Source organism: Parahaliea aestuarii (genome assembly GCF_008064635.1).
Taxonomy (GTDB): Bacteria; Pseudomonadota; Gammaproteobacteria; order Pseudomonadales; family Halieaceae; genus Parahaliea; species Parahaliea aestuarii.
The window spans coordinates 23,829-46,865 of the sequence record NZ_VRYZ01000009.1 but is presented as its reverse complement, the minus strand read 5'-3'; the positions used below and the strand labels follow the sequence as shown (position 1 = coordinate 46,865).

18 protein-coding genes are annotated in these 23,037 nt (G+C 66.0%); 14 read left to right on the top strand and 4 right to left on the bottom strand.

The genetic code is table 11. From position 1 onward, the window contains the following. The first annotated feature begins 92 nt into the window (after positions 1-92). The 13 genes from FVW59_RS17655 to FVW59_RS17595 all read left to right on the top strand — a co-directional run bounded on the left by FVW59_RS17655 (position 93) and on the right by FVW59_RS17595 (position 15,148). Entirely contained in the window at positions 93-1,487 is a 1,395-nt protein-coding gene (locus tag FVW59_RS17655) for a glycerophosphodiester phosphodiesterase family protein (RefSeq protein WP_148065705.1), read from the top strand. A gap of 85 nt (positions 1,488-1,572) precedes the next feature. Next, the gene (gene dacB, locus FVW59_RS17650) at positions 1,573-3,075 is read left to right on the top strand and encodes a D-alanyl-D-alanine carboxypeptidase/D-alanyl-D-alanine endopeptidase (protein ID WP_222711562.1); all 1,503 of its coding nucleotides are present in this window, start codon (positions 1,573-1,575) and stop codon (positions 3,073-3,075) included. Positions 3,076-3,266: 191 nt separating this feature from the next. Further along, complete coding sequence (locus FVW59_RS17645) at positions 3,267-4,859, top strand: arylsulfatase (RefSeq protein ID WP_148065703.1); 1,593 nt, start codon at positions 3,267-3,269, stop codon at positions 4,857-4,859. Between the two features lie 145 nt (positions 4,860-5,004). Then, positions 5,005-5,976 carry an AAA family ATPase gene (locus tag FVW59_RS17640; protein ID WP_148065702.1) on the top strand — a complete coding sequence of 324 codons (972 nt, stop codon included), beginning with the start codon at positions 5,005-5,007 and terminating at the stop codon, positions 5,974-5,976. Between the two features lie 16 nt (positions 5,977-5,992). Beyond that, positions 5,993-6,952 (top strand): DUF58 domain-containing protein, encoded by a 960-nt coding sequence (locus FVW59_RS17635; protein ID WP_148065701.1) that lies wholly within the window; start codon positions 5,993-5,995, stop codon positions 6,950-6,952. Next, on the top strand, positions 6,949-7,464 hold the full coding sequence (locus FVW59_RS17630) for a DUF4381 domain-containing protein (RefSeq protein ID WP_148065700.1): 516 nt from the start codon (positions 6,949-6,951) through the stop codon (positions 7,462-7,464). The genes FVW59_RS17635 and FVW59_RS17630 overlap by 4 nt, the downstream gene beginning before the upstream one ends. Further along, positions 7,461-9,422, top strand: coding sequence for a VWA domain-containing protein (locus FVW59_RS17625; RefSeq protein ID WP_148065699.1), 1,962 nt, complete (start codon positions 7,461-7,463; stop codon positions 9,420-9,422). Before FVW59_RS17630 ends, FVW59_RS17625 begins: the two co-directional genes overlap by 4 nt. Continuing rightward, positions 9,419-10,081, top strand: a complete 663-nt coding sequence (locus tag FVW59_RS17620) for a hypothetical protein (protein WP_148065698.1) — start codon at positions 9,419-9,421, stop codon at positions 10,079-10,081. Before FVW59_RS17625 ends, FVW59_RS17620 begins: the two co-directional genes overlap by 4 nt. Then, a complete protein-coding gene (locus FVW59_RS17615; RefSeq protein WP_148065697.1) occupies positions 10,078-11,142 on the top strand; it encodes a BatD family protein in 1,065 nt (354 codons plus the stop codon). Before FVW59_RS17620 ends, FVW59_RS17615 begins: the two co-directional genes overlap by 4 nt. A gap of 115 nt (positions 11,143-11,257) precedes the next feature. Further along, positions 11,258-11,557, top strand: a complete 300-nt coding sequence (locus FVW59_RS17610; RefSeq protein ID WP_148065696.1) for a hypothetical protein — start codon at positions 11,258-11,260, stop codon at positions 11,555-11,557. A gap of 52 nt (positions 11,558-11,609) precedes the next feature. Then, positions 11,610-12,755 carry a hypothetical protein gene (locus tag FVW59_RS17605; protein ID WP_148065695.1) on the top strand — a complete coding sequence of 382 codons (1,146 nt, stop codon included), beginning with the start codon at positions 11,610-11,612 and terminating at the stop codon, positions 12,753-12,755. Next, positions 12,756-14,147 (top strand): hypothetical protein, encoded by a 1,392-nt coding sequence (locus FVW59_RS17600; protein WP_148065694.1) that lies wholly within the window; start codon positions 12,756-12,758, stop codon positions 14,145-14,147. Then, positions 14,144-15,148, top strand: coding sequence for a glycosyltransferase family 2 protein (locus tag FVW59_RS17595; protein WP_148065693.1), 1,005 nt, complete (start codon positions 14,144-14,146; stop codon positions 15,146-15,148). Before FVW59_RS17600 ends, FVW59_RS17595 begins: the two co-directional genes overlap by 4 nt. A gap of 13 nt (positions 15,149-15,161) precedes the next feature. Here FVW59_RS17595 and FVW59_RS17590 read toward each other — a convergent pair whose 3' ends face one another. Then, a complete protein-coding gene (locus FVW59_RS17590; RefSeq protein ID WP_187275958.1) occupies positions 15,162-17,036 on the bottom strand; it encodes an autotransporter assembly complex protein TamA in 1,875 nt (624 codons plus the stop codon). Positions 17,037-17,052: 16 nt separating this feature from the next. Further along, a complete protein-coding gene (locus FVW59_RS17585; RefSeq protein WP_148065691.1) occupies positions 17,053-20,985 on the bottom strand; it encodes a translocation/assembly module TamB domain-containing protein in 3,933 nt (1,310 codons plus the stop codon). 112 nt (positions 20,986-21,097) lie between these two features. On the opposite strand from FVW59_RS17585, the gene FVW59_RS17580 reads away from it, so the two are divergent. Next, positions 21,098-21,586, top strand: a complete 489-nt coding sequence (locus FVW59_RS17580; RefSeq protein ID WP_148065690.1) for an RICIN domain-containing protein — start codon at positions 21,098-21,100, stop codon at positions 21,584-21,586. An 89-nt stretch (positions 21,587-21,675) separates the two neighbouring features. Here FVW59_RS17580 and yghU read toward each other — a convergent pair whose 3' ends face one another. Both yghU and FVW59_RS17570 read right to left on the bottom strand, forming a co-directional pair. Beyond that, complete coding sequence (gene yghU, locus FVW59_RS17575; protein WP_148065689.1) at positions 21,676-22,521, bottom strand: glutathione-dependent disulfide-bond oxidoreductase; 846 nt, start codon at positions 22,519-22,521, stop codon at positions 21,676-21,678. Between the two features lie 32 nt (positions 22,522-22,553). Beyond that, on the bottom strand, positions 22,554-23,003 hold the full coding sequence (locus FVW59_RS17570) for a DUF2147 domain-containing protein (protein WP_148065688.1): 450 nt from the start codon (positions 23,001-23,003) through the stop codon (positions 22,554-22,556). Positions 23,004-23,037: the final 34 nt, after the last annotated feature.

Sequence of the window (23,037 nt, the reverse complement as noted above, 5' to 3'; positions counted from 1 at the left end):
TATTTTTGCGACCTGCCTGTCGCGCTCGATTTTTACCCGCACTTGCGTTTAGGCTATCGGCGGTATCAAAACCATAACAGTGAGTCGACCCCGTGCCGTTACCCCAGCGCTCCAACCTGCTGCCCGCCCTGCTGGCCGCCAGCCTTGCCCTCACCGCCTGCAGCGACTCCAGCGATGAGCCGCCAGCGGCGCCCGCCGGCCCCGCCTCCCTGCTCACGGTGCGCAGCGCCGCGGGCCCCGAGGGCCAGGCCGGCGGCATGGGCCGGGTGGAATTCCCGGTCTTTCTGGACCAGCCGCAGGACAGCGATGTCCTGCTGTACTACCGCACCCTGGACGGCGAGGCCGAGGCCGACAGCGACTACCTCGCCCAGGATCACCACCTGACCATTGCGGCCGGCACCACCAGCGCCCTGCTGGTGGTGGAAACCCTGGGCGACGCGGCATTGGAGCCGGCGGAAAGGTTCAGCCTGGAGTTGCGCGTAGAGGGCAACGCGCGCCTGGCGCAGGACAGCGCCGCCGGCACCATCGCCAACGACGACAGCCAGTGCGACACCCCCTTTTCCAAGGACCCCAACCCCTGGCGCATCGCCCCCGGCGACGACCCGCTCAACTACGCCCACCGCGGCGGGGTCACCGACTTCCCGGAAAACACGCTCTACGCCTACTACGCGGTTGCCGAGGCCGGCGCCGATGTGCTGGAAATGGACGTCTACCAGACGGCAGACAACGAGCTGGTGATCCTGCACGACCTGGACGTGGACCGCACCACCAACGGCAGCGGCCAGGTGGTGGACCTGACCCTGGCGGAACTGCGCGAGCTGGACGCCGCCTACTGGTTCGTACAGGACGAGGGCACGCCCCACGATGCCCCGGCGTCGGCCTATACCTTCCGCGGCATCGCCACCGGCGAGCAGCCGCCGCCCCCCGGCTACCGGGCAGAGGACTTCCGCATCCCCACCCTGGAGGAAGCCCTGCGGGCCTTCCCCCACCACCTGATCAACATCGAGCTGAAACCGGATCTGGACGGCCGCGGCAACTACGAGCAGCAGATTGCCGACCTGCTGCTGCGCTACGGGCGCACCACCGATGTCATCGCCGCGTCCTTCGTCGACGAAGCCGCGAACAACTTCAAGGCGGTGGCGCCCTGCGTGTTCACATCGGTGCCGCTGGAGCAGGGTACCGGCCTGGTGCTGGGCAGCCAGGGCGACGGCGCAATTCCCCCGGTGCCGGAACACGTGGCCTTCCAGGTACCCCCCGATACCAGCCAGATCCAGCAGGTGCCCGACGACTTCTACCTGCGCGTGGTGACCGAGGACTTCATCCGCGATGCTCACGCCGCCAACCTCGCGGTGCAGGTGTGGACAGTAAATCGCTGCGAGGAAATGCTGGAGATGATCGACCTCGGTGTGGACGCCATCATGACCGATCGGCCGCTATTGCTGGCATCGCTGCTCGACACCCCGCCGGAGCAGCGCCGCTGCGATTGAAACCGCTGGAACCCTTGCTGACGGAGCCGCTGGCACCGGCACGTCGCTTACCGTAACCTGCCGTGACATCCCCGGGGCCGCTACCGTGAACGCCACACGACGTAACACTTATCCTCTCCGCCGCTTGCCGTTATCCAGCGCGAGACGCCTGTTTGCGCTTCTGGCGCTGGCCGCCTGGTCCACCGTTGCCTGGCCCCAGAGCCCGGCCACGAGCGACAGCCCCTGGTTGCGCGACATCAGCAGTGATGCGGCCAAAACACTGGGCGGTGGCGATGCCCTCGGCCTCGCCGCCGTGCCCCTCGACGGCCCGGGCCAGGCCCAGTTCCTCAACGCCGACACCCTGATGAGCCCCGGCTCGATCGTGAAGGTCATCACCACCTATGCCGCGCTGGAACTGCTGGGGCCAGACTACCGCTGGGACACCTCCTTCCTCACCGACGGGCGCATCGAGGGCGATACGCTCAGGGGGAATCTTTACCTGCGCTTTGGTGGGGACCCGAAACTCACCATCGAGCGACTGTGGACAACCCTGGGCGAACTGCCCGGCATGGGTATTGCGCGCATTGACGGTGACCTGGTGCTGGACGGCAGCTACTACCGACTGCCCCCAACCCAGGTGGACTTTGATGACAATGGCGACAACCCCAACGCCCCCTTCCTGGTGACGCCCTCGCCCTACCTGACCAACCTGAACCTGCAGCAGTTCCACCTGCTGTCCGACGAGCGCGGCGTGCGCGCCTGGGCCACTCCGGCCCTGCCGCAGGTGAGCATCGACAACCGGGTGCAGGCCACCCCCGCCGGCGCCTGCCCGGGCCGGGACGATTTCGAGTGGCAGCCGGTGGCCAGCGGTGAGGGGCGCATTACCCTGCAGGTGTCCGGCAAACTGCCCCGCGGTTGCCGCAGCGACGCCTACCTTTCCCTGCTGCCCCAGGCCACCTATTCCGCAGCGCTGGTGCGTAGCCTGCTGGGCAACTACGGTGTTGCGGTGACCGGGCAGGACCGGCTGGCAGAAACACCGGATGACGCCCGCGAACTGATGCGCACAACCTCTCCCGACCTGGTCACCATGGTGCGCGACGTCAACAAGTGGAGCAGCAACATCATGGCGCGCACCCTGCTGCTGGCCATTGGCGCCCACACCCGCGGCGAGCGGGAGCAGGACGACATTGCGGCCGGCCTGCGCGCCCTGCGCAGCTGGCTGGAGTCGAAGGGCGTGGATACCGCCGGCATGGTGATCGACAATGGCGCCGGTCTCAGCCGCGACAGCCGCCTGACACCGCGCCAGGGCCTGCAGCTGCTGCAACAGGCCTGGCGCAGCCCCTACGCCGCGGACCTGCTGTCGTCAATGCCCATCATCGCCACCGACGGCACCATGACCCGGCGCCTGCGCAACACCGCGCTGGTTGGCGAGGGGCGCATCAAGACCGGCTCGCTGGACAACGTCCGCTCGATCGCCGGCTTTGTCCGCGATCGCAACCAGACCACCTGGGCGGTGGTGGCCATGGTCAACCACAAGCCGGCCTGGAACGGCCAGGCGGTGCTGGACAAGGTGCTGTACAACCTGCACTTTCGGCCGCCGGCTTCATAGGCCAGTCAAACTACCCTGGCATGCATGATGGGAATCCGAGTGGAATGTGCTGAATCCGGGAAAAAAAGCCCGCGATGGCATTAAATTTCATCTAGAACATGCTGGAAAGCCCCACCGGCTCTGCTAGTCTTAATCGCGTTGGTATACGCCAGCCCTTTTATATAATCAGTCGAAAGTGACCGGAGCTCATCATGAACACACGCACCACCCATCAACGTGGCAACAGGGGGCTCTGGGCCACCCTTGCGCTACTCACGCTGGCCCTGGTGGTTCCGCTTGGCGCCCAGGCCCAGGACAAGAAACCCAATATTCTCGTTATCTGGGGTGACGATATCGGCGAGTCCCAGATCAGCGCCTACACCAATGGCCTTATGGGCTACCAGACCCCCAACATCGACCGCATCGCCAATGAAGGCATGCTGTTCACCGACGCCTACGGCCAGCAAAGCTGCACCGCTGGTCGGGCCAGTTTCGTGATGGGCCAGGAACCCTTCCGCACCGGCCTGCTGACCATCGGCATGCCCGGCGATCCCCATGGCATCACCGAGTGGATGCCCACCATAGCAGACGTACTGAAAGAGCAGGGTTACGCCACCGGCCAGTTCGGCAAGAACCATCTAGGCGACCAGGACGAGCACCTGCCCACCAATCACGGCTTCGACGAATTTTTCGGCAACCTCTATCACCTGAACGCGGAAGAGGAGCCCGAGGGCTACTTCTACCCGAAAGACCCGGAGTTCAAGAAAAAGTACGGCCCTCGCGGTGTGATCAAGTCCACAGCCGATGGCAAGATCGAAGACACCGGCCCGCTGGACTCCAAACGCATGGAGACGATCGACGAGGAATTCCTGGCCGCCGCCAAGGACTTCATCCAGCGCCAGGTCTCGGCCGACAAGCCCTTCTTCACATGGTTCAATTCCACCCGCATGCACGTGTTCACCCACCTGAAAGAAGAGTCCATCGGTGTGACCGGCAAAGGCATTCATGCAGACGGCATGGTGGAACACGACGGCCATGTTGGCCAGTTGCTGGACCTGCTTGAAGAGCTGGGTGTCGATGACAATACCATCGTGGTCTACAGCACCGACAACGGCGCTGAAATCACTCTCTGGCCCGACGGCGCCATGACCAAATTCCACGGCGAAAAAGGCACCACCTGGGAGGGTGGCTTCCGGGTGCCGATGATGGTGCGCTGGCCCGGCGTTATTGAGCCCGGCTCCGTCTCCAACGACATCATCTCCAACATCGACTGGTTTACTACGCTGGCAGCCGTCGGCGGCGCACCCAACATCAAGGAAGACCTGCTGAAGGGCACCCGCCTGAATGGCAAGAAATACAAAGTCCACCTGGATGGTTACAACTTTGTGCCCCTCCTTAAAGGTGAAACCGACAAAGGTCCTCGCGAGCAGATCTTCTACTTTGACCAGGGCGGCAATCTGAACGCCATTCGCTGGCAAGACTGGAAAGTCAGTTTTGCCGAGAATGAAGGCAACATCGCCTCCGGCACCCGTAAAGTGACCTCCTGGGCGGGTATTACCAACCTGCGTATGGATCCGTATGAGCGTGCTGCAGAAGAAGGTGCCGGCTACCTCGACTGGTACGCGCGGCAGATGTGGCTGCTGGTGCCGATCCAACAACAAATCAAGAACTTCTTCGCCGACTTCAACGACTATCCCTACCAGACCGGCTCATCCCTGAATGCGAGCAATATCGGTTACGGCCTGCTGCGCCAGCAGGACGCCATGAAGCGGCTGAAAGACATGGAGTCGATGAAAACGCGTTGATTTAAACGGGCTTTATCCAATCTCAAGGGGCACGCGGTGCCCCTTTTTTGTATCCCCTCATTCACCCGGTCAGTGGTTTTCCTCTATGCTTGGTAGGCATCGCAGCGACCGACATGCAGTCCACCCCCGCAACAACGGAACAGCCATGAGCATACACGCACAGATCCTCGAACTTCGCGAACGGCTTACCGCCGCCATCATCGGCCAGCAAGAGGTGATCGACCAGTTGCTCATTGCCCTGCTCGCCAACGGCCACGTGCTGCTGGAAGGACTGCCCGGCCTGGCCAAGACACGCACCATCAAAATGCTGGCGGCCAACCTGGAGAGCGAATTCAGCCGCATCCAGTTCACCCCGGACCTGCTACCCAGCGACATCACCGGCACCGAGATCTACATCGCCGAGGCGACTGACGAGAAGTTCCAGTTCCAGCCCGGGCCGATCTTCGGCAACCTGGTGCTGGCAGACGAGATCAACCGCGCACCGGCCAAGGCCCAGGCCGCCCTGCTGGAGGCCATGGAGGAACGCCAGGTCACCGTGGCGGGGAAGACCCACCCGCTTCCCGAGCTGTTCCTGGTCATGGCCACCCAGAACCCCATCGAGCAGGAGGGCACCTACCCCCTGCCGGAAGCGCAGATGGACCGCTTCCTGCTGCACGTGACGGTGGACTACGCCAATGACGAGGACGAGCGCAAAATCCTGCGCCTGGTGCGCGGCGAAGACGCCGGCGGCAGCGGCGCCGAGAAGCCAGAGCAGATTCCCGCCCGCACGGTATTGGATGCGCGCCGCGAAGTGCTGGCAGTGGAAGTCTCCGATGCGGTGGAGCGCTATATGGTCGCGCTGATCGCCGCCACCCGCCGCCCCGGTGAATACCGCGACGCCCCCTTCGCCGAGTGGATTCAGGTGGGCGCCAGCCCCCGCGGCACCTTGGCGCTGGATCGCGCCGCCCGCGCCCACGCCTGGCTGGACGGGCGCCAGTCGGCGACGCCGGAGGATGTGAAAGCGGTGCTGCAATCCTGTTTGAGCCACCGTCTCATCCTCACCTATGAGGCCGAGGCCGAAGGCATTACAACGGCCCAGGTGCTGGCCAGCATTCTGCAACACGTTGCAGTGGCCTGAGGCTTCCCGCCGAGCCATGGCCAGGCCACAGCGCAAAGCCCGCGACGACGGCAAGGTTCCCGGAGCCTACACCCGGCTGCAGGACCTGGTGAACATGCGTCACCGGGCCCGCGGCTTCAGTTTCCTGCCGCGCCAACCGGTGCACTCCCTGCTGGCCGGACGCCACACCTCGCGCCTGCGCGGCCGCGGCCTCAACTTCGAGGAGATCCGCCGCTACCAGCCCGGCGATGACATCCGCCAGATCGACTGGAAGGTCACCGCCCGTACCCGGCGCACCCACAGCCGCGTGTTCACCGAGGAGCGCGAGCGCGTCACCCTGTTATTGGTGGACCAGCGCATCGGTATGTTCTTCGGCAGCCGCAAACGCATGAAATCGGTGACCGCCGCCGAGGCCGCCGCGCTGGCCGCCTGGCGCGTGCTGGAACAGCAGGACCGGGTGGGCGCACTGATCTTCAACGACAGCGAGCTGATTGAAGTGCGTCCCCAGCGCAGCAGCAGCGCGGTGATGCGCATCCTGCAGCACATAGTGGAACAAAACCACGCGCTGGACCTGCAGAGCGGCATCCGCGGCAACCCCGGCATGTTCAACGAAGCCCTGCGGCGCTGCGACCGCCTCGCCAAGCACGACGCCCTGGTCTGCATCATCAGCGACGGCGCCGGCCAGGACGAGGAGAGCCGCCACCTGCTGACCCGCATCGCCCACCGCAACGACGTACTGTTCGGCTTTGTGCACGACCCGCTGGAAGCCGACCTGCCGGCCGCCGGGCCGCTGGTGTTTGAGGATGCCGGCGCGCAACTGGAAGTCGACACCAGCCAGAGCAGACTGCGCGACCGCTACCGGGAGGACTTTGAAGCCACCCGCGCCAGCGGCCGCCACTTCCTGCTGCACCGGGAGACCCCGGTGATTCCCCTGTCCACTGCAGAGGATGTGGCGGAACAGATTCGCCGCCGCCTGGGGGGCGTGCGTCGGCGATGAACAGCGATCCCGCCAGCCTCGCCAATCTCCACGACATTGTGGTGCCGGAACCTCTGCCCCTGTGGCCCCCGGCGCCGGGCTGGCTGTGGCTGCTGGGCTTTCTGGCCGTGCTGCTGGCGCTGCTGGCCCTGCGCGCCTTTATCCGCTTCCAGCGCAACCGCTACCGCCGTGAAGCGCTGGCGGAACTGGCCAGACTGCAAGCCGGTGGGGAGTCGCGCACAGCACCACTGGCCGAACTGTCCGTCCTGCTGAAACGCGCCGCCCTCACCGCCTACCCGCGGGTCGAGGTAGCGCAGTTGACGGGGGTGGACTGGTTTCATTTTCTCGATAGCACGGGCGGCACCCATTTTGCCGACGGCCTCGGCGAGGCGCTGGAAGACAGTACCTACCGCACTGCCAGCGGCGACTGGGATGCAGTCCAGCTGGAACGGCTCTTCACCGAAACCCGCCGCTGGATACGCCAGCACCGGCCCCTGCCGCCGCCCCCTGCCAGCGACGAGACGACATCGTGAGCAACCTGACGCTGGCCCATCCCTGGCTGCTGCTGTTACTGCCGCTGCCGCTGCTGTTCTGGTGGCTGGTGCCGCCCCACAGCGAACCGCGTCGCGGACTGGTAGTGCCCTTTCTGCCGCGCCTGGCCGCGGTGGTGGGCCGCGACCCTTCACGTGGCGCCGCCGTTGCCCGCGGCAGCCTGCTGCGCTGGCTGGTGGTGTGGTTCTGCTGGCTCTGCGCGGTGGTCGCAGTGGCGCGGCCCCAAGTGATCGAACCCCCCATTACCCGCGAGCAGCCGGTGCGCGACCTGCTGCTGGCGGTGGACCTGTCCGGCTCCATGGCCACCCGCGATTTCACTGATGCCTCCGGGGAAACCGTGGACCGGCTGACCGCGGTTAAAGCCGTGCTGGACGACTTCCTGGCCCGCCGCCAGGGCGACCGGGTGGGGCTGATCTTCTTCGGCAGCGCCGCCTTCGTGCAGGCCCCGTTTACCGAGGACCTGCAGGTCTGTCGCGAGCTGCTGGACGAGGCGCAGGTGCGCATGGCCGGCCCCCAGACCGCCTTCGGCGACGCCCTGGGCCTGGCCATCAATGTGTTCGAACGCAGTACCGTGAAAGAGCGCGTGCTGATCGCCCTCACCGACGGCAACGACACCTCCAGCCAGGTACCGCCGGAGAAGGCCGCGCAGATCGCCGCCGACAAGGGCATTGTGATTCACACCGTAGCGGTGGGCGACCCGCGCGCCGCCGGTGAGGACGCGCTGGACGAAGTCACCCTGAAAAAGGTCTCGGCCGCCACCGACGGACTCTACTCCCACGCCACCGACCGCTCCCAGCTGCAGGCCATCTACGACCAGCTGAACGCGCTGGAAACCCGTCAGGTCGACACCCTGTCCCAGCGCCCGCGGCGCGACGTGTACTGGTGGCCGCTGGCGCTGTCGCTGATCGTGTCCATCGGCTACCTCGGGGCCGGCCTGTTGTGGCGCCAACGCCTGGCGGCTCGCCATCTTGGTGGAGCCGGCCTCGCGGCCGCCGCACCGGCGGGACTGCTGACCGCCATTGAACAATTCCACTTTATCCGCCCGGAGTGGTTGCTGGCCCTGTTCCCGGCACTGCTGCTGTGGTGGGGGCTGCAGCGCCAGAGCGACGCCGGCCGCGCCTGGCGCGGCATCATCGACCCCCACCTGCTGGCCCAGCTGTGGGGGAGCGAACAGCGCCGCCGCCGCTTCGGCCCGCTGGCCTGGATTGGCCTCAGCTGGCTGCTGCTGATCATCGCCATCGCCGGCCCCAGCTGGACACACGAGCCCTCGCCCTTTGCCGACGACACCGCCGCCCTCGCCATTGTGGTGAAAGTGTCGCCGTCGATGGAAACGGAAGACGTGCAACCGAGCCGGCTGGAGCGCGCCACCCTGAAAATCCACGACCTGCTGGAGGCCCGCGGCAAAGCCAAAACCGCACTCATCGCCTACGCCGGCAGCGCCCACAGAGTGATGCCCGCCACCGGCGACGCCGGCATCATCAATACCTTTGCCCAGGCCCTCACCCCAGAGATCATGCCCGAGACCGGCGATGCCGCCGCGGAGGCCCTGGCGCTTGCGGAGCAGAGTCTGGCGGAGGCCGGGGGAGGCTCCATTCTATGGATCACCGACAGCATCGCGCCGGAACAGGCCGGGCCGCTGGCCGACTGGCGTAAAACATCTAAGGTGCGAGTACGACTCTGGCCGCCCCTGCTGCCAGGCAAGGAGCGCGACGATCTGGAAAAGCAGGCCAGTGCGGTGCGCGCCTCTCTGCAAACCCTCAGCGCCGACGACAGCGATGTACAGGCACTGGCCAACGCGGCGCGCTTCGCCCAGAGCTTCGGCAGCGACGGGCAAACCCGCTGGGCGGAGAGCGGCTACTGGCTGACGCCGCTACTGGTATTGATGACGCTGCTCTACTTCCGTCGCGGCTGGATGGTACCGCGGGGAGTGGGCGCGTGAAGCTGCACCTGACCTGGCGCACGGCTGGCGCCGCTGCCCTATTGCTCGCCCTGCTCATCCTTGCTTTCGGTAGCTGGCGCGACCCGGAGTTCTGGCGCGGCGCCGACCGGCGCGGCGACCACCTGATGAAAGCGAAGGATTACAAAGCGGCGGCGGCCGCCTACAGCGACCCCTGGCGCAAGGCCGTGGCCCAGTACCGCAACGGCGATTTCGAGGACGCCGCCCGCACTTTCGCGCGGGTGCCCGGTGCCGACGGCGCCTTCGACCAGGGCAACGCCTGGCTGATGCACGGCGCCTACGAGGACGCGGTAAAAAGCTACGACCGCGCCCTGGGTTTCCGGCCCGGCTGGACAGCGGCCGAGGAGAACAAGGCCCTGGCCATCGCGCGCAAGAAAAAGATCGACGATGCCGGTAAAAACCGGGATCAGGAATCCGCCGATGCCTACACACCGGACGACATTGCCTTCGACCAGAGGGGCGACCAGAAAAAGCAGCCGCCCAGCGACATGAACCAGGTTGAACTGTCCGATGCCGAACTGCGCTCCACCTGGCTGCGCCGGGTACAGACCTCACCCGGCGATTTCCTACGCGCCAAGTTTGCCTACCAGGCGGCTCACCGTGCGGATGAAGCTCCGGCCGCCGAGGAGCCCACGCCATGACATTCCGGTCGGCCCGGCATTACATCCCGATGCTGCTATCAGTCATTCTGCCGCTGGGCGCCATGGCCCAGGAAGCCATGGTGCGCACTCACCTGCAGGGCAAGGACCCGCTGTGGGCCGGCCAGCGAGTCTCCCTGATTGTCGAACTACTGGCCCCGGGCTACTTCGCCAGCGCCGCCAGCTTCGACCTGCCGGACCCGGATGGCGTGCTGCTGATGCCGCCGGCGGATCATCCCATCGTCGACAGCCTCACCATCGATGGCACGCACTATTCCGTGCAGCGTCACGAACTGAACCTGTGGGCGGTGAGAGACGGCGACCTGGAAATTCCGCCCATCCATGCTCGCTTCAGATACAAGCGCCACCCTCTGGACAAAGAACCCGCCACTGCAGCGGTAACCACCGAGGCCGTTGCTTTTTCCGTGCAGCGCCCACCCGGCACCGAGGGGCTGGGCCTGGTGATCAGTGCGCGCGACCTGAAGGTAGAAGAACAGTGGCAACCCCAGCCGGGCGACGAGCCGGTAATGGCCGGCACCGCCTTCAAGCGCAGTATCCGCTTCTCCGCCGCCGATGTGCCGGGCATGGTGTTCCCGCCCTTCCCCGACGCCGAGATCGATGGGCTCGGCATCTACACCAAGCAGCAGGTACGCGACCGCAGCAACCGCGGCACCCTCACAGGGACCCGCGAGGACACCATCACCTACCTCGCCAAGCGCCCCGGCCAGTACACCATCCCGGCGGTGCGCTTCCAGTGGTTTGACCTCTCCACCCGGCAGGTGCAAACGCAGGACTTCCCGGCGCGCACACTGAACGTTATCGCCAACCCCGATCAGGCCGCCTCAGAGGATGCGAGCAACGGCGACAGGGTAGCGGGCCTGGATCAGCGCACGGCGGCTTACGCCTTTGCCGGCCTGGTGGCGCTGGGCCTGCTGGGCCTGCTGGCCTTTCGCAACGCGGCCCGGATTCTCGCACCCTTCAGGCCGGTGCACCTGCAGCCGCTGAACCCGACCGAGCAACGCCGCTCAAAGCCGCGGGCCGAAACCCGACACAAGCGGGCTTAAGGGCAAGCGAAGGGCTATTTCAGCCGCCCTCAATTGCCGCCGGGCAAACCGGCGGACATTGTTGTCTACACTGTAGGCTCACCGGGCAATAACGCCAGGCCGAATTGGAGCGCCAATGAATGACCAGCAGCACAACGGAATCTCGCAGGCCGTCCTGCAGGAATTCGTGGACAAGGAACTACCGCTGATCCAGCGCGCCCTGATAGAAGTGAAAGCGGGCGGGACACTGTCCAGCGGAGAAGTCGAGGTACTCTACCAGCACCTGGACATGGTGCGCGACTGGTACGACGTGAGCTGGGAGATGCCCGAGTACAAGGACCTGCTGGCAAAAGTCATTGCGAGCTACGATGAAATTGCCCATCTGGCGCTGCGCAACGAGGCGCGGAAGGGCGGGGACATTTCCCGAAAAGCGTAATTAACGCACTGCCGGTTAGGCAATGCCGGCAAGCTGGAGCTACACTCGCAGGATGCGACCTGTTCTTGTTATCGCTATTGCCGCTATCGGCTTGCTGATCTGGCAGGCGGCGGGTACCGGTGTCTGGCGTTCTCCGGGGAAGGCAGCCAGCGAACACCACTTCTCGGCAGCCGACCTGAAGGCCTCTGTCGGCAATCTGCAGGCCCTCGGCAGCGACAGCTACCGCATTACCCTGGCCAGCAACGGTTTTGCCGTTATCGAACTGCGCACCAGGAGTATCCAGATCGGGCAGTTCGCCAGGTTTGCATTCCATCTTCAGGCGGACGCCGGGCTGCAAAGCGTGGACTTTGTCTGGCGCACATACAGCCGGCAGATTGGCATGCAGAAACTGCCGTCGACCTCAGGCCAGGCAAGCGTCAACCTGCAGGCCCTCGCCGACCTGCCGCCGTCGCTGGGGGCCGTTGCGCTGCGCCTGCAGGGCCAGCCTGGCAGCGCGGTCGAGCTCTCCGGGCTCACGCTCGAACCGCCAACCTTCGGCGGTCCACTGCTCGCCGCTATAGAAGACTGGCTGCAGCCCGGCAACTGGAACAGGGCGTCAATCAATGCCCATCTGGGCGTCAACAACGCCGGCAGCGCAATCTGGCCAGTACCTTTCACTGCCTGGCTCTGTGCCTTCCTCATCGCCGTCGTTGCGGTTTTCTACGGCCTGGCGCGCCTCGGCCCGCAACGCGCCCTCGGCGTTACATCCGCTGTTTTCGTCGGCGCCTGGCTGCTGCTCGACGGCCTGTGGATACGCCAGCTATTGCATCGCAGCGATGCGGCGACAGAGCAATTTCACGGCCAACCGGAGTACGCCCGCCGTGTTGCCATCGGGGACAGGGCCATGGCCGAACTGAGCGCGCGGGCACAGGCGCTGATCGGCGTCTCGGGTGAACGTATTTTTGTCAGCTCCGCCGGTGACTACCAGGGGATGCGTACCGCCTGGTACCTCTACCCCCACAACGTCTACTGGCTCCGCGACGGGCCGGAACTGCCGGAGCGGCAGTATTTGCAACAGGGCGACCTGGTGGCGGTGATGCGCCCCACCACTTTGCGCTACCTGCCCGAGAAGCAGCAGTTGCTGTGGCCCGGCCACTACCAGCTCCACGCGGTAGAGCTGGCAAGGACCGCCGCCGGCGCGCTGTACAGGTTGCAGTAGATGCAGACTCTCTACCTGGCGCTGGCAATCATCATCCCCTGGACCTTCGGCAGCCTGTGGCTGCGCTGGCTGGTACGCCCTGCAGGCCCCGGCCAGCGGGCGCTGGTCGCCGGCTACGGATTGCTGCTGGGCCTGCTCGGTGCCACGCTGGTCATGCGCCTTGGCGTTCCACTCGGCCTGCCGCTGTCTCCGGTAGCGCTGTCGCTGGTACTGGCGGTCATCGCGATGTTTCCGGCCCGGGCCATCTGGCGGCGGGCGACGCAGCCGGGCAACGCCCCCGACAGGCAGCCAGGAGCCTCGCCCCTGGAAAAATGCGCCATCGCCGCGGTGGCCGTGCTGGTGCTCACACATGGGGCACTGCTGCTGCCGGATGTACTGCTGCGCCCCATCTACCCCTTCGACGCCACCAGTGCCTGGGTCACCAAGGCCAGGGTCTGGTTTGACCAGGGCAGCCTGGCGCCCTTTGTGGCCAAGGAGCTGTGGCTGCAAGCCCGGGAGCCCCTGTGGTTTACCGATCACATGCCGGACTACCCCATTACCACGCCGCTGCTACAGCTGTGGATGGCGCTGTTTGTCGGGCACTGGGACTCCAGCCTGATCAACCTGCCATGGTTCTTCTGCCTGATCGCCCTGGCGCTGATGTTCTACGGGCAATTGCGCAGGGCGCAGCTGTCCGCCCTGGCAGCGCTGGTATTTGTCTACTTCCTTGTCTCCATGCCCCTGCTGGAGACCCATGTCGCCCTGGCCGGCTATGCCGACCTGTTCATGGGAACATTCTACGCCGCGGCCTTTATGGCCTTCTGCCGCTGGTGCGCCGACCGCGACCCCGCCCAGGCCTGCCTGGCACTGCTGTTTGCCCTCGCCTGCCCGCTGATCAAGAACGAGGGCCTGTTCTGGGCCTGCAGTTTCATTCCCGGAGTGATCATCGCTACCCAGCCCCGGCGCCGGGCGCTGGTGATTCTGCTGTTGCTGGCCCTGGCGGCCCTGGGGCTTTTACAAGTGCTGCCCCAGGACCTGGAGATCGCCGGGCACACACTGGAACGGCTCGATCTGGGCTACCGCGACGAGGTGCTGCCCAGCATTCTGCGCAGCTTCGCCGGTTTTGATAACTGGCACCTGTTCATCTACCTGCTGGCCCTGCTGCTGATCGCTGCGTGCGTTTTGCTCAGGCAGGTACCCAGGGACCTGGTGGCACCGGGCATCGCCCTGCTGGCGGCGAGCGGGCTGTTCCTGCTGCTATTCACCTATACCGGATACGCCGGGGGCGCCACCCGGTTTACCGCTGTCAGTCGCACCAGCATGGCGCTGGTGCCCGCCTGGCTCTTTTTCGCAGCCCTGCTTTACCGGGCAATCCAGCGCGCGCCGCCAACCACTGGAGACACCGGCCATTGAAGCTTTCACTCTGCATGATCGTGCGCAACGAAGCTTTTTTCCTGCGCGACTGCCTGGCCGCAGCGGCGCCCTACGTGGATGAGCTCGTCGTCGTCGACACCGGTTCCAGCGACGGCACACAGGACATCGCCAGGGATTTCGACGCCCGGCTTTTCGAGTACACCTGGCATGACGACTACGCCGCCGCCCGCAACTACGCGCTGGCCCAGGCCACAGGTGACTGGATTCTGGTGCTGGATGCCGATGAACTCATTACCCCGGATGACTACCAGCGGCTGCGTGAATTGGCCGACGATACCGAATACGACGGTTTCTACCTGGAACAGCGTAACTACACCGGTGAACAGCGCAGCGCCGGCTGGCGCGCCAGCCCGCCGGACGCGCCCAGTCGTGGCTTTGGCGGCTATACCGTCAACCCGATCCTGCGCCTGTTCCGGCGCCGCGCCGACATTTACTACCAGAGCCCGATCCACGAAATTGTCGACGGCACTATCGCCGGGGACAAGCGCCGGCACCTCGACATCCCCATCCACCACTACGTCGACGCCAACCCCGACCGCCCCCGGGCACAGCGCTCGCTGCGCTATCTCGAGCTGATGGACAGAGCCCTGGCCAGCGCGCCGGACGGCCGGCTGTACCACATCGCCGCCTCGGCGGCCATGTACCAGGCGGGCGACTACGCCAAGGCGCACAACTATTTCAGGGAAGCCGCGCGGCTTGGCTATGACCCGGCGCGCAGTCTCGAGGGGGCCGGCGAAGCCAGCTATCGCCAGCAGGATTACGGCGTGGCGATGGATCACTACCAGCAGGCCTACGCCAGGGGCTACCGCTCCGCTTCGATGTGCCTGAACATGGCCAACATCCGGGTTCGCCTGGGACAGCGGCGAGAAGCCATCGCCCTGCTGCAGCAGTGCCTGGAGCTCGGCGGCCTCGGACCCGACGTGACCGACGTCATCCGCCGCAACATCGACACCCTGAAACGCAAGGAAGGCCTGGCATGAACATCCGGGGTCGCTAGAACTCCGGCCCCACGGTGATGTAGATCTGGAAGGCATCGTCCGCATCGTCCAGGGGAAAGCCCAGATCCAGCCTGGCCAGGCCCACCGGTGAGCGCCAGCGCACACCGAAGCCGGTGCCCACCTTGGCGTCATAATCCTGCCAGCGGTTGAAGGCATTGCCGGCGTCAACGAACAGGGCGGCACTGAAGTTGGGAATGAATTCGTACTCGTACTCCACACTCGCCACCAACTGGCCGCGCCCGCCGGTGATGGCGTCTTCCGGGAACAGGCTCTCGAAGCTGTAGCCGCGCACACTGCGCACACCGCCGGCGCGAAATTCGTAGTACTCGGGCATCTCGTTGAAATTCACCCCCAGCACTTCGCTGCTTTCGGCCTCGCTGTAGCCCATCGAGGTGCGCAGCAGGACGCGGCTGCGTTCGCCAAAGGAGCGAATCTGCCAGCTGTTCAGGCGCGCCTGCCAGAAGCTGATGTTGGAGCCCAGCGACTCATCCGCCCCCAGCAATTGCAGGTCGAAGTAGTCGCCGCTGTGGATGAACAGGCGGCTGTCACTGCGGCGCAGGGACAGGCGCAGGCTCGGCACCACTGCTTCGAAGTCCGGCGCCAGGGTGTCGTAGGCTTCCGGACCGATGGCATCGATAATGGCCTGCTGGCCCGCGCTGCCGAGATTGCCAAACAACACCTCGAACACGTCGTAGGTTTCATTGACCAGGCTCAATTCCGCCACCGTGCTGAGGTTGAAGGAACCCAGAGTACGCTGAGGTCGCTGCCAGGCGGCAGACAGCAGGTTGGTGGCAATGCGGGTTTCACCGCCCTCGGAGAGATCGACATCTTCGAAGGTGAGGTCCTTGCTTTCGTGACGGGCCCCGAGCACCACGCGGGTGCCGGTCTGCGGATTGAGCGGGATCTGGTAGCTGAGGTCGCCGGCCAGCCGGCGCCGCTCCTCCACCACCCCGAGCCTGAGGTTGAAATGCTGGCCGCGACTGCCGAGATAGCGCCGGGTCCAGTCCAGCTGGGCGCCGACGCCGGTGTCGCTGCCCCAGCCAACGCGGCCGCGATAGCGATTGGGCAGGTAGGCGTCCAGCTGGACGGTCAGGGGAACCACTGCGTCCACCGCCTCCCCCGGCTCGATTTCCACTTCGCTGAAATAGCCGCTGCGACTGAACATGCGGCGCTGTTCGGCAAGGCGGGCGCCGTTGTAGGGCTCCCCCGGCTTCAGGATGAGATAGCGGCGCAGGAAATCCTCGTCAAAGCCCTGCTGAGCGAAGTCGATGGCGCCCACCACGTAACGCGGGCCGGTCGCCACCTGCAACAGTACCCGGGTCGTGTAGGCTTCCAGGTCCACCTCGGCGCGATGCGCCACCAGCTGGGCATCGGTATAGCCCAGGCGCTGCACCGCATCCAGCAACTCCCGCTTGCTGCGTTCGTACACCCGGTGATCGAGCGCATCGCCCTGCTGCAGCGGCAACGCCTCAACCAGGGAAGCCAGTTGCGGGTCGCTCTCGCCGGCGCCTTCGAACACCAGCTGTAGCGTGGTCACCGCCAGTTGGGGACCGCTCTGCACCCGGTAGCGCGCCCGCCAGACACCCTCCCGCGCACTCTCCCGCGCACCCTCCCGCGGCGGCGCCTCCAGTTCGGCGTCGATGATCGGCGCGTAGTAGCCGAAGGGCTGCAGGGCGCGCGCGATGGCGGCCGCTGCCTGGGCGTGCTGCTCGCGTATGACCGAGGGCAGCAGCTGCTTGCCGGCCGCATGGCGCGCCAGGGGAACGGCCGCCTGCACGTTTTGCAGAGCCTCGCCGGCCAGGCCCTCCACGGTCACCGACACCGTATCCGCCCGGACCGTCGTGGCAGCCAGCCACGCGAGGGCGAACATCGCGGCGATCCGGCGGCTAGCGTTCATGGGTGAAGGTCAGGTTGATGTTGTTGTCGGCCTCGCCCACGTTGGCTTCCACGCCGTAGCGGGGCGTGATGGTGTACAGGGCATTGAATTCGCTGGTTTCCTCCAGCAGGTTGTAGCCGTAGCTGACGTAGAGTTTGGGGTGCAGGTACACGCCGAAAAGATCCAGCGCGCTGTCGCTGCCGGACACCGAGGAGTGCCCCGTGAGCAGGTAGGACTGGATCTCGGCCGGGTCCAGCTGCGGCCGGGAGAACAGGTCCATGCGCGGCTGGTCGAGGTTGCCACTGATCTCGATACCGGCGGCGCTCACCAGGGGATCGTTGTCGATCCAGCGCACCGCTCTCAGGCTGATTTCCGGCTCGCTCACCGGCACCCGGTCAAAGCGCACCCTGCCGGTCTGGATTTCCAGGTCCTGGCCGAAGGAGCGGAAGGTACCGTCTTCCACGGTGAACTGCCCGTCGGCCAGGGGCAGCAGGTCGCGCTGCCCCGGCCGGTTGATAAAGCGCACCCGGCCGGCCAGGCGGGCCTTCAGGCCGACCGCATCCACGCGGATACGTTCGCCGAGCACCAGTTCGATATCGCTGTCCAGGCGGAACGGCAAACCGGTATCGGCGCCCGCAGGCTCGTCCTCCGCACCGAGAACCACCACGTCCGGCGACGGTGCTATCACCTGCACTTCGACCGAGCTGTCCTCCACGGCGGCCGCGTCGCCCGCCGCCACACCCGGGCTGATGCTGAGTTTGGGGGTGATACTGGCGCGGGGCACCACCACCTGGCCGCGCAGTCGCAGCAACTGATCGGACCAGTCGACCTGCATATCGGGCGACAGCAGCACCCTCCCGTCGTCGGTGTTGAACACTTCCAGCTGCTCGCCCTGCAGCGCCAGGCTCACGGCGCCGCTGCGCATGGACAGTCCCCCGGACAGCGACAGAGAGCCCGGCCCGGAGCGTACACCGCCGTCCACAATCAGCCAGCCGGGTCGGGCCGGGTCGTCGCGCCAGTGCAGGGCGAGATCCTCCAGGGTGAGGCCGGCGCCGGGAAGCCTGGCGCCAGCGCCGGCCAGGATCATGTCACCGGCTATCAGCGGCTGCGCCAGCGTACCGGAGAGCAGCAGGTCGGCATCCAGCTGCCCCTCGATGTCTTCAACCCCGGGCAGCCAGGCCTGCAGACCACCCAGTTCGTGCAGGCTGACCTGCACACTGCCGGACAGGGGCTGGGACTGCGCCAGTGGCAGGCGATCCAGCTCCGGCAGGGCGACGGTGAGGCCGATGTAGCCGCTCTCCAGCGGCTGCAGGCTGATAAACGCCGCCAGTCCCTGGGAGCCGACGTCGACCCGGGCCCGCCCCCCGCCGTGCGCCAGTACCTGTATGCCGCCGGGGGATTCCACCCTCACTTCACCGGGACTCACCGCAAAATCACCGTGCCCCTGCAGGCGGCCATCCGGCGCCAGGGCGGCCTTGAAGTTGCCGCTGAAGTCCGCCTGCAAGTCGGGTAGCCACTGGCCCAGGGGCAGGTTTTCTATATGGCCCTCGCCCTCGGTGCCGGCAGCGGCAGACCAGTTTCCGCTCAGGCAGGCACTACCCTCGCTGTCATCCACCCCCGCCAGACAGGCGTTCTGCAGGCTGGCCTGCCCGGCCGCCAGCATCAGGTCCGCGGGTTGTACCAGCCGCCAGTGGCCCATCCCTTCGGCGGCGGCATCCAGTTCCGCCAACTGGCCCTGCCAACGCTGCCCATCCACCAGGCCGCCACTCAGCCGGGCAGAAAGAGCCTGCGTCTCGCTGCGCAGGGTAAGGCCCAGGCTGTGCTCGCCGGTGCTGCCCTGGCCGGTAAGCGCAAGGCCCTCCAGCAGCAGGGCGCCGTCCTGCTCCAGCGGGCCCAGTTGCAGGTCGAGCTGTAGCGGCGCTGCGGGCGCCAGCCCCGCGCTCAACTGCCCGGAGAGCTGTGACAGGTACATGTCCTGCCATTGCAGGGCATTGCCTTCCAGCCTCGCTTCCATCACGGGCGCTTCCAGGCTGCCGCGCAGGCGACCACTGGCCTGCAGGTTGCCGGCGGCCCCGGCGGCAAAGTTCTCCGGCTGTGGCAGTTCCAGGGACCAGTCCAGGGACAGGACATCGGGTGACAGAGTGCCATGCGCATCGACACGGTTGGTGCCGTTGCGCAACGCGAGGCGCTGCAGATTGACGCTATCGCCAGCCACCCTTGCGCTCGCCTCGGCGCTCAGCGCCTGGCCACCCAGGGTGCCGCGCAACTGTTGCAGCACCAGTTCCGCCTGCGGGCCGCCCGCTTCCAGAGTGCCCGCAGTGTGCAGGGCAAAATCCATGCGCCCGGCCAGTGCCGGCTGCCAGGGCCCCGGTTCGATACCGCTGCCCGTGAGCGCTACATCCCAGCGCACCCGGGGCGCCCAACCCGCCGTGCCGCTGGCCCGTATCTCCCCGTCCAGCAGGTCGCCGCGCAGGGCCTGTAATTGCAGTTGTTCCGTATCGCCGCTGGCCTCCGCCTGCCACTGGCCCGGCGGCAGCTGGGCGCCGGTCACCGCCGCCGCCAGCTGCAGCTGCCAGTCGGCCGGGCTGCCGCGCAGCTGCAGGTTGCCCTCGGGGCTGGCGAATGCGGCCACCTCCGCCAGCAGGGGCCAGGCCAGATGCTGCCACTGCAGCTGCAGGTCCAGCAGGGGATCGCCATCCGCGGGCAGTTCCACCGTGCCGCTGGCCGCCAGGCGCAGGCGGGAATCGGACAGCGCGAGCTGCAGGGACTGTAGCTCGACATGCTCACCACGATAATGGGCCCGCAACTGGCCTTCGGCCGCCATGTCATCGGGCAGTTGCGGATTCAGGGACTGGAGCTTTTGCCCGGCGGCAGACAGCGCCAGGTCCACCGCGACACCGTCCTGCCAGTTGATCGGCCCGCTGATTCGCAGCCGGTAGTTACCACTGCCCAGTTCGAGTGGGGACAGGTTCAGCGATGTACTGTTACCTCTGCCCTGCAATGCGATGGCTACCGGGTCGGGGCCGACGCCGCTCACCGCTGTTTGCAATGCCAACTGGAAGGCATCGAGACTGCCCTCGCTTTCCAGCCATCCCTGCGCCAGGCGCGGGCTGCCCTCGTCACTGCTCAACACCAGTGCTGGCCAGTCCAGTCGTGCGGTCCAACCGGGCTGGCCCAGCGCGTCGCGCAACTCTGCCTGCAGATTGACCGGCAGGTCACCGCCACCGCGATGCCGGACTCGCAGGGCGCGCAGGTCGCCGCCCAGCGTCAGCTGGCCCGCCCCCTGGCGCTGGCCGGGCAACTGCCAGGACCAGTCGAGCACCGCGTCTATCGGCATGTGCTGGCGCAAGACCACCTCGACCACCGCGCTCACCTCACCCTCGGGCGCGGTTAGCGCGAATTGTTGCAGCGCAAGCTGCCGGCCCAGCAGCGTGAATTCCCGGACCTGCAGGTCATCCACCCGCTGCAGCAGTTGCGCTTCACCATCAATCCTTTGCGCGACTTCAATATCGACTGCCCGCGCCCGGTGCACCACGATATCGACCGGCAGGTTCAGCGCCTCCGGGTCAAAGGGCTGGCCGGGCTCTTCGGTTTTGTCGCTGTCACCGAGGACCACGCGCAGCCCCTGCAATTGCAGGGACTGCACCACCACCCGCCGCTGCCACAGGCTGGCCGGCTGCCAGTCCAGGGATAATTCATCGAGGGCAAGCGCCAGCCCCTGCTGTTGTACCTGGAGTCCGCGCAGCTGCAACTCGCCCAGTAATTCGCCCTCCAGGGACTGCCAGCCAATCCCTGCGGGAAGCAGCGGCTGGATGCGCGCCACCAGCCAGCGGGTTCCCGCCTCGGTGGAGCCCAGCCACAGCAGGCCGGCCGCCCCCAGCACTGGCAGCAAGAGCAGGCCTGCCAGCGGCAGGAACAGCCATTTTTTATTGAGCTGGGGCACTTTCTACCGGCATCCGTGGTCTATTCTTACAGTCACCCGCTGGTCGACTGAGCGGCCAGCAGGACCTACCTCTGCGCCTGGCAGATGATCATACAGTGTAAGGACAACGCCCATGAAATACCGCTTCCTCATACCGGGTCTGCTGGCCCTGTGCACCGCGGGTGCCTACGCGATCGACCTCAACACCGACGCTCTCAAGAAGATGCAGGAGGAGGGCCACAAAATCGTAGAGGATGAAGGCAAATTCCGCACCTTTGCATTGCCGAACGGCCAGTGCATGCAGGCCGCCGGCGATCCGTCCAAGGCCGGCGTCAACGTGGTGATGCGCAAGTGCGAGGGCGGCGCCAACAACCAGAAATGGCAGATCAACGGCCAGCATCACCTGCAAAGTCACGGCGCCATGTGCGTGGCCGTGGGTGGCCAGGCACAGAAGCCCGGCAGCAACGTGGTATTGAAGGCCTGTGGCGGCAGCAAGGACCAGAAGTGGTCGCTGGACGGCCAGGGCCGCCTTAAAAACGGCTTCGACCACTGCCTGCAGGCCAACAACGGCAACGTCGTCACCGCCACCTGCAGCAACTCTCCACAGCAGAAGTTCGGCTGACAGACAGCGGGGCTCTTAGAAAGACCGCGGCCTGCATTCATATTTGCTGGTGACAGGCCAGTCGGCCTGTCACCAGCGTTCGGCCTTGCTCAGTCGAGGTCGGCGGCGCTGTGGCGCTCGGCCACCCTGAGTTCCTCCGGCCCCCACATGCGGTTGACCCGCTCGCCGCGCTGCACCGCCGCGCGCCCGGCGATGTCCCGCGCCCAGCGCTCTACATGGCTGTAGCTGTGCACATCCAGAAATTCCTGGGCATCGTAAATGCTGCCAATGATCAGTTGCCCGTACCAGGGCCAGGTGGCCATGTCGGCAATGGTGTAGTCGTCGCCCGCCAGAAAGCGGCGCTCGGCCAGGTTGCGATCGAGCACATCCAGTTGCCGCTTCACCTCCATGGTGTAGCGATTGATAGGGTACTCGAGCTTCTCCGGCGCATAGGCATAGAAGTGGCCAAAGCCGCCGCCGAGGAAGGGGGTGCTGCCCATCTGCCAGAACAGCCAGGACAGGCACTCGGCGCGCGCCGCCGGCCCGGTCGGCAGGAAGGCGCCGAATTTCTCCGCCAGGTGAACCAGGATGGCGCCCGACTCAAAGATACGCACCGGCTCGGCGCCGCTGTGATCCACCATGGCCGGGATCTTGGAATTGGGGTTGGCCGCCACAAAGCCGCTGCCAAACTGGTCGCCCTCACTGATATTGATCAGCCAGGCATCGTACTCGGCACCGCTGTGGCCGGCCGCCAGCAGCTCTTCCAGCATCACCGTGACCTTGACCCCGTTGGGCGTGGCCAGGGAGTACAGCTGCAGGGGGTGTTCACCGACCGGCAGTTCCTTGTCGTGGGTCGGCCCGGCAACGGGGCGGTTGATATTGGTGAAGCGGCCACCGTCCTGGGCATTCCACTGCCACACACGAGGGGGGGTATAGGCGCTGTTGGCGTCTGTCATGGGTAGAGTTCCTTGCTGTGTTGTCGAGAAGGTCAGGGGGCGGCTGTGTCGATACGCTCCCACACCTGGGTGCGCCCCAACCAGGACACACCCATGTAACCACGCAGTTCCAGGCGGGCGCCACCATCGATCACTGTGACCGAGGCGTCGTAAACCTTGCCGCTCTCCGGGTCCAGCACCTTGCCATCGTCCCAGTCGGCACCGCTGCCGCTGAGCCCCCACAGGATCACCATGCCCTCGATGGGCTGATCCTTGCGCTCGCCTTCACAGGCCTTACAGACCGGATCGGGCTCCGAAGGTTCGATCAGCCGCAGCAGGCGGCCACTGAGTTCGCCCTCCTCAATGCGCACTTCCACTACGCCCTTGGGTTTGCCGGTCTCGTCGTCGATGGAGCGCCACTGGCCCTCGGGGCTGACAGCGTCGGCGAGGGCCAGGGTCGGCAGGCACAGGGCCAGCAGCGCGACAATGTGTGCAGGATTCATGGTGTGCTCCTTCCAGGTTGCAGGTTTTGTTGAT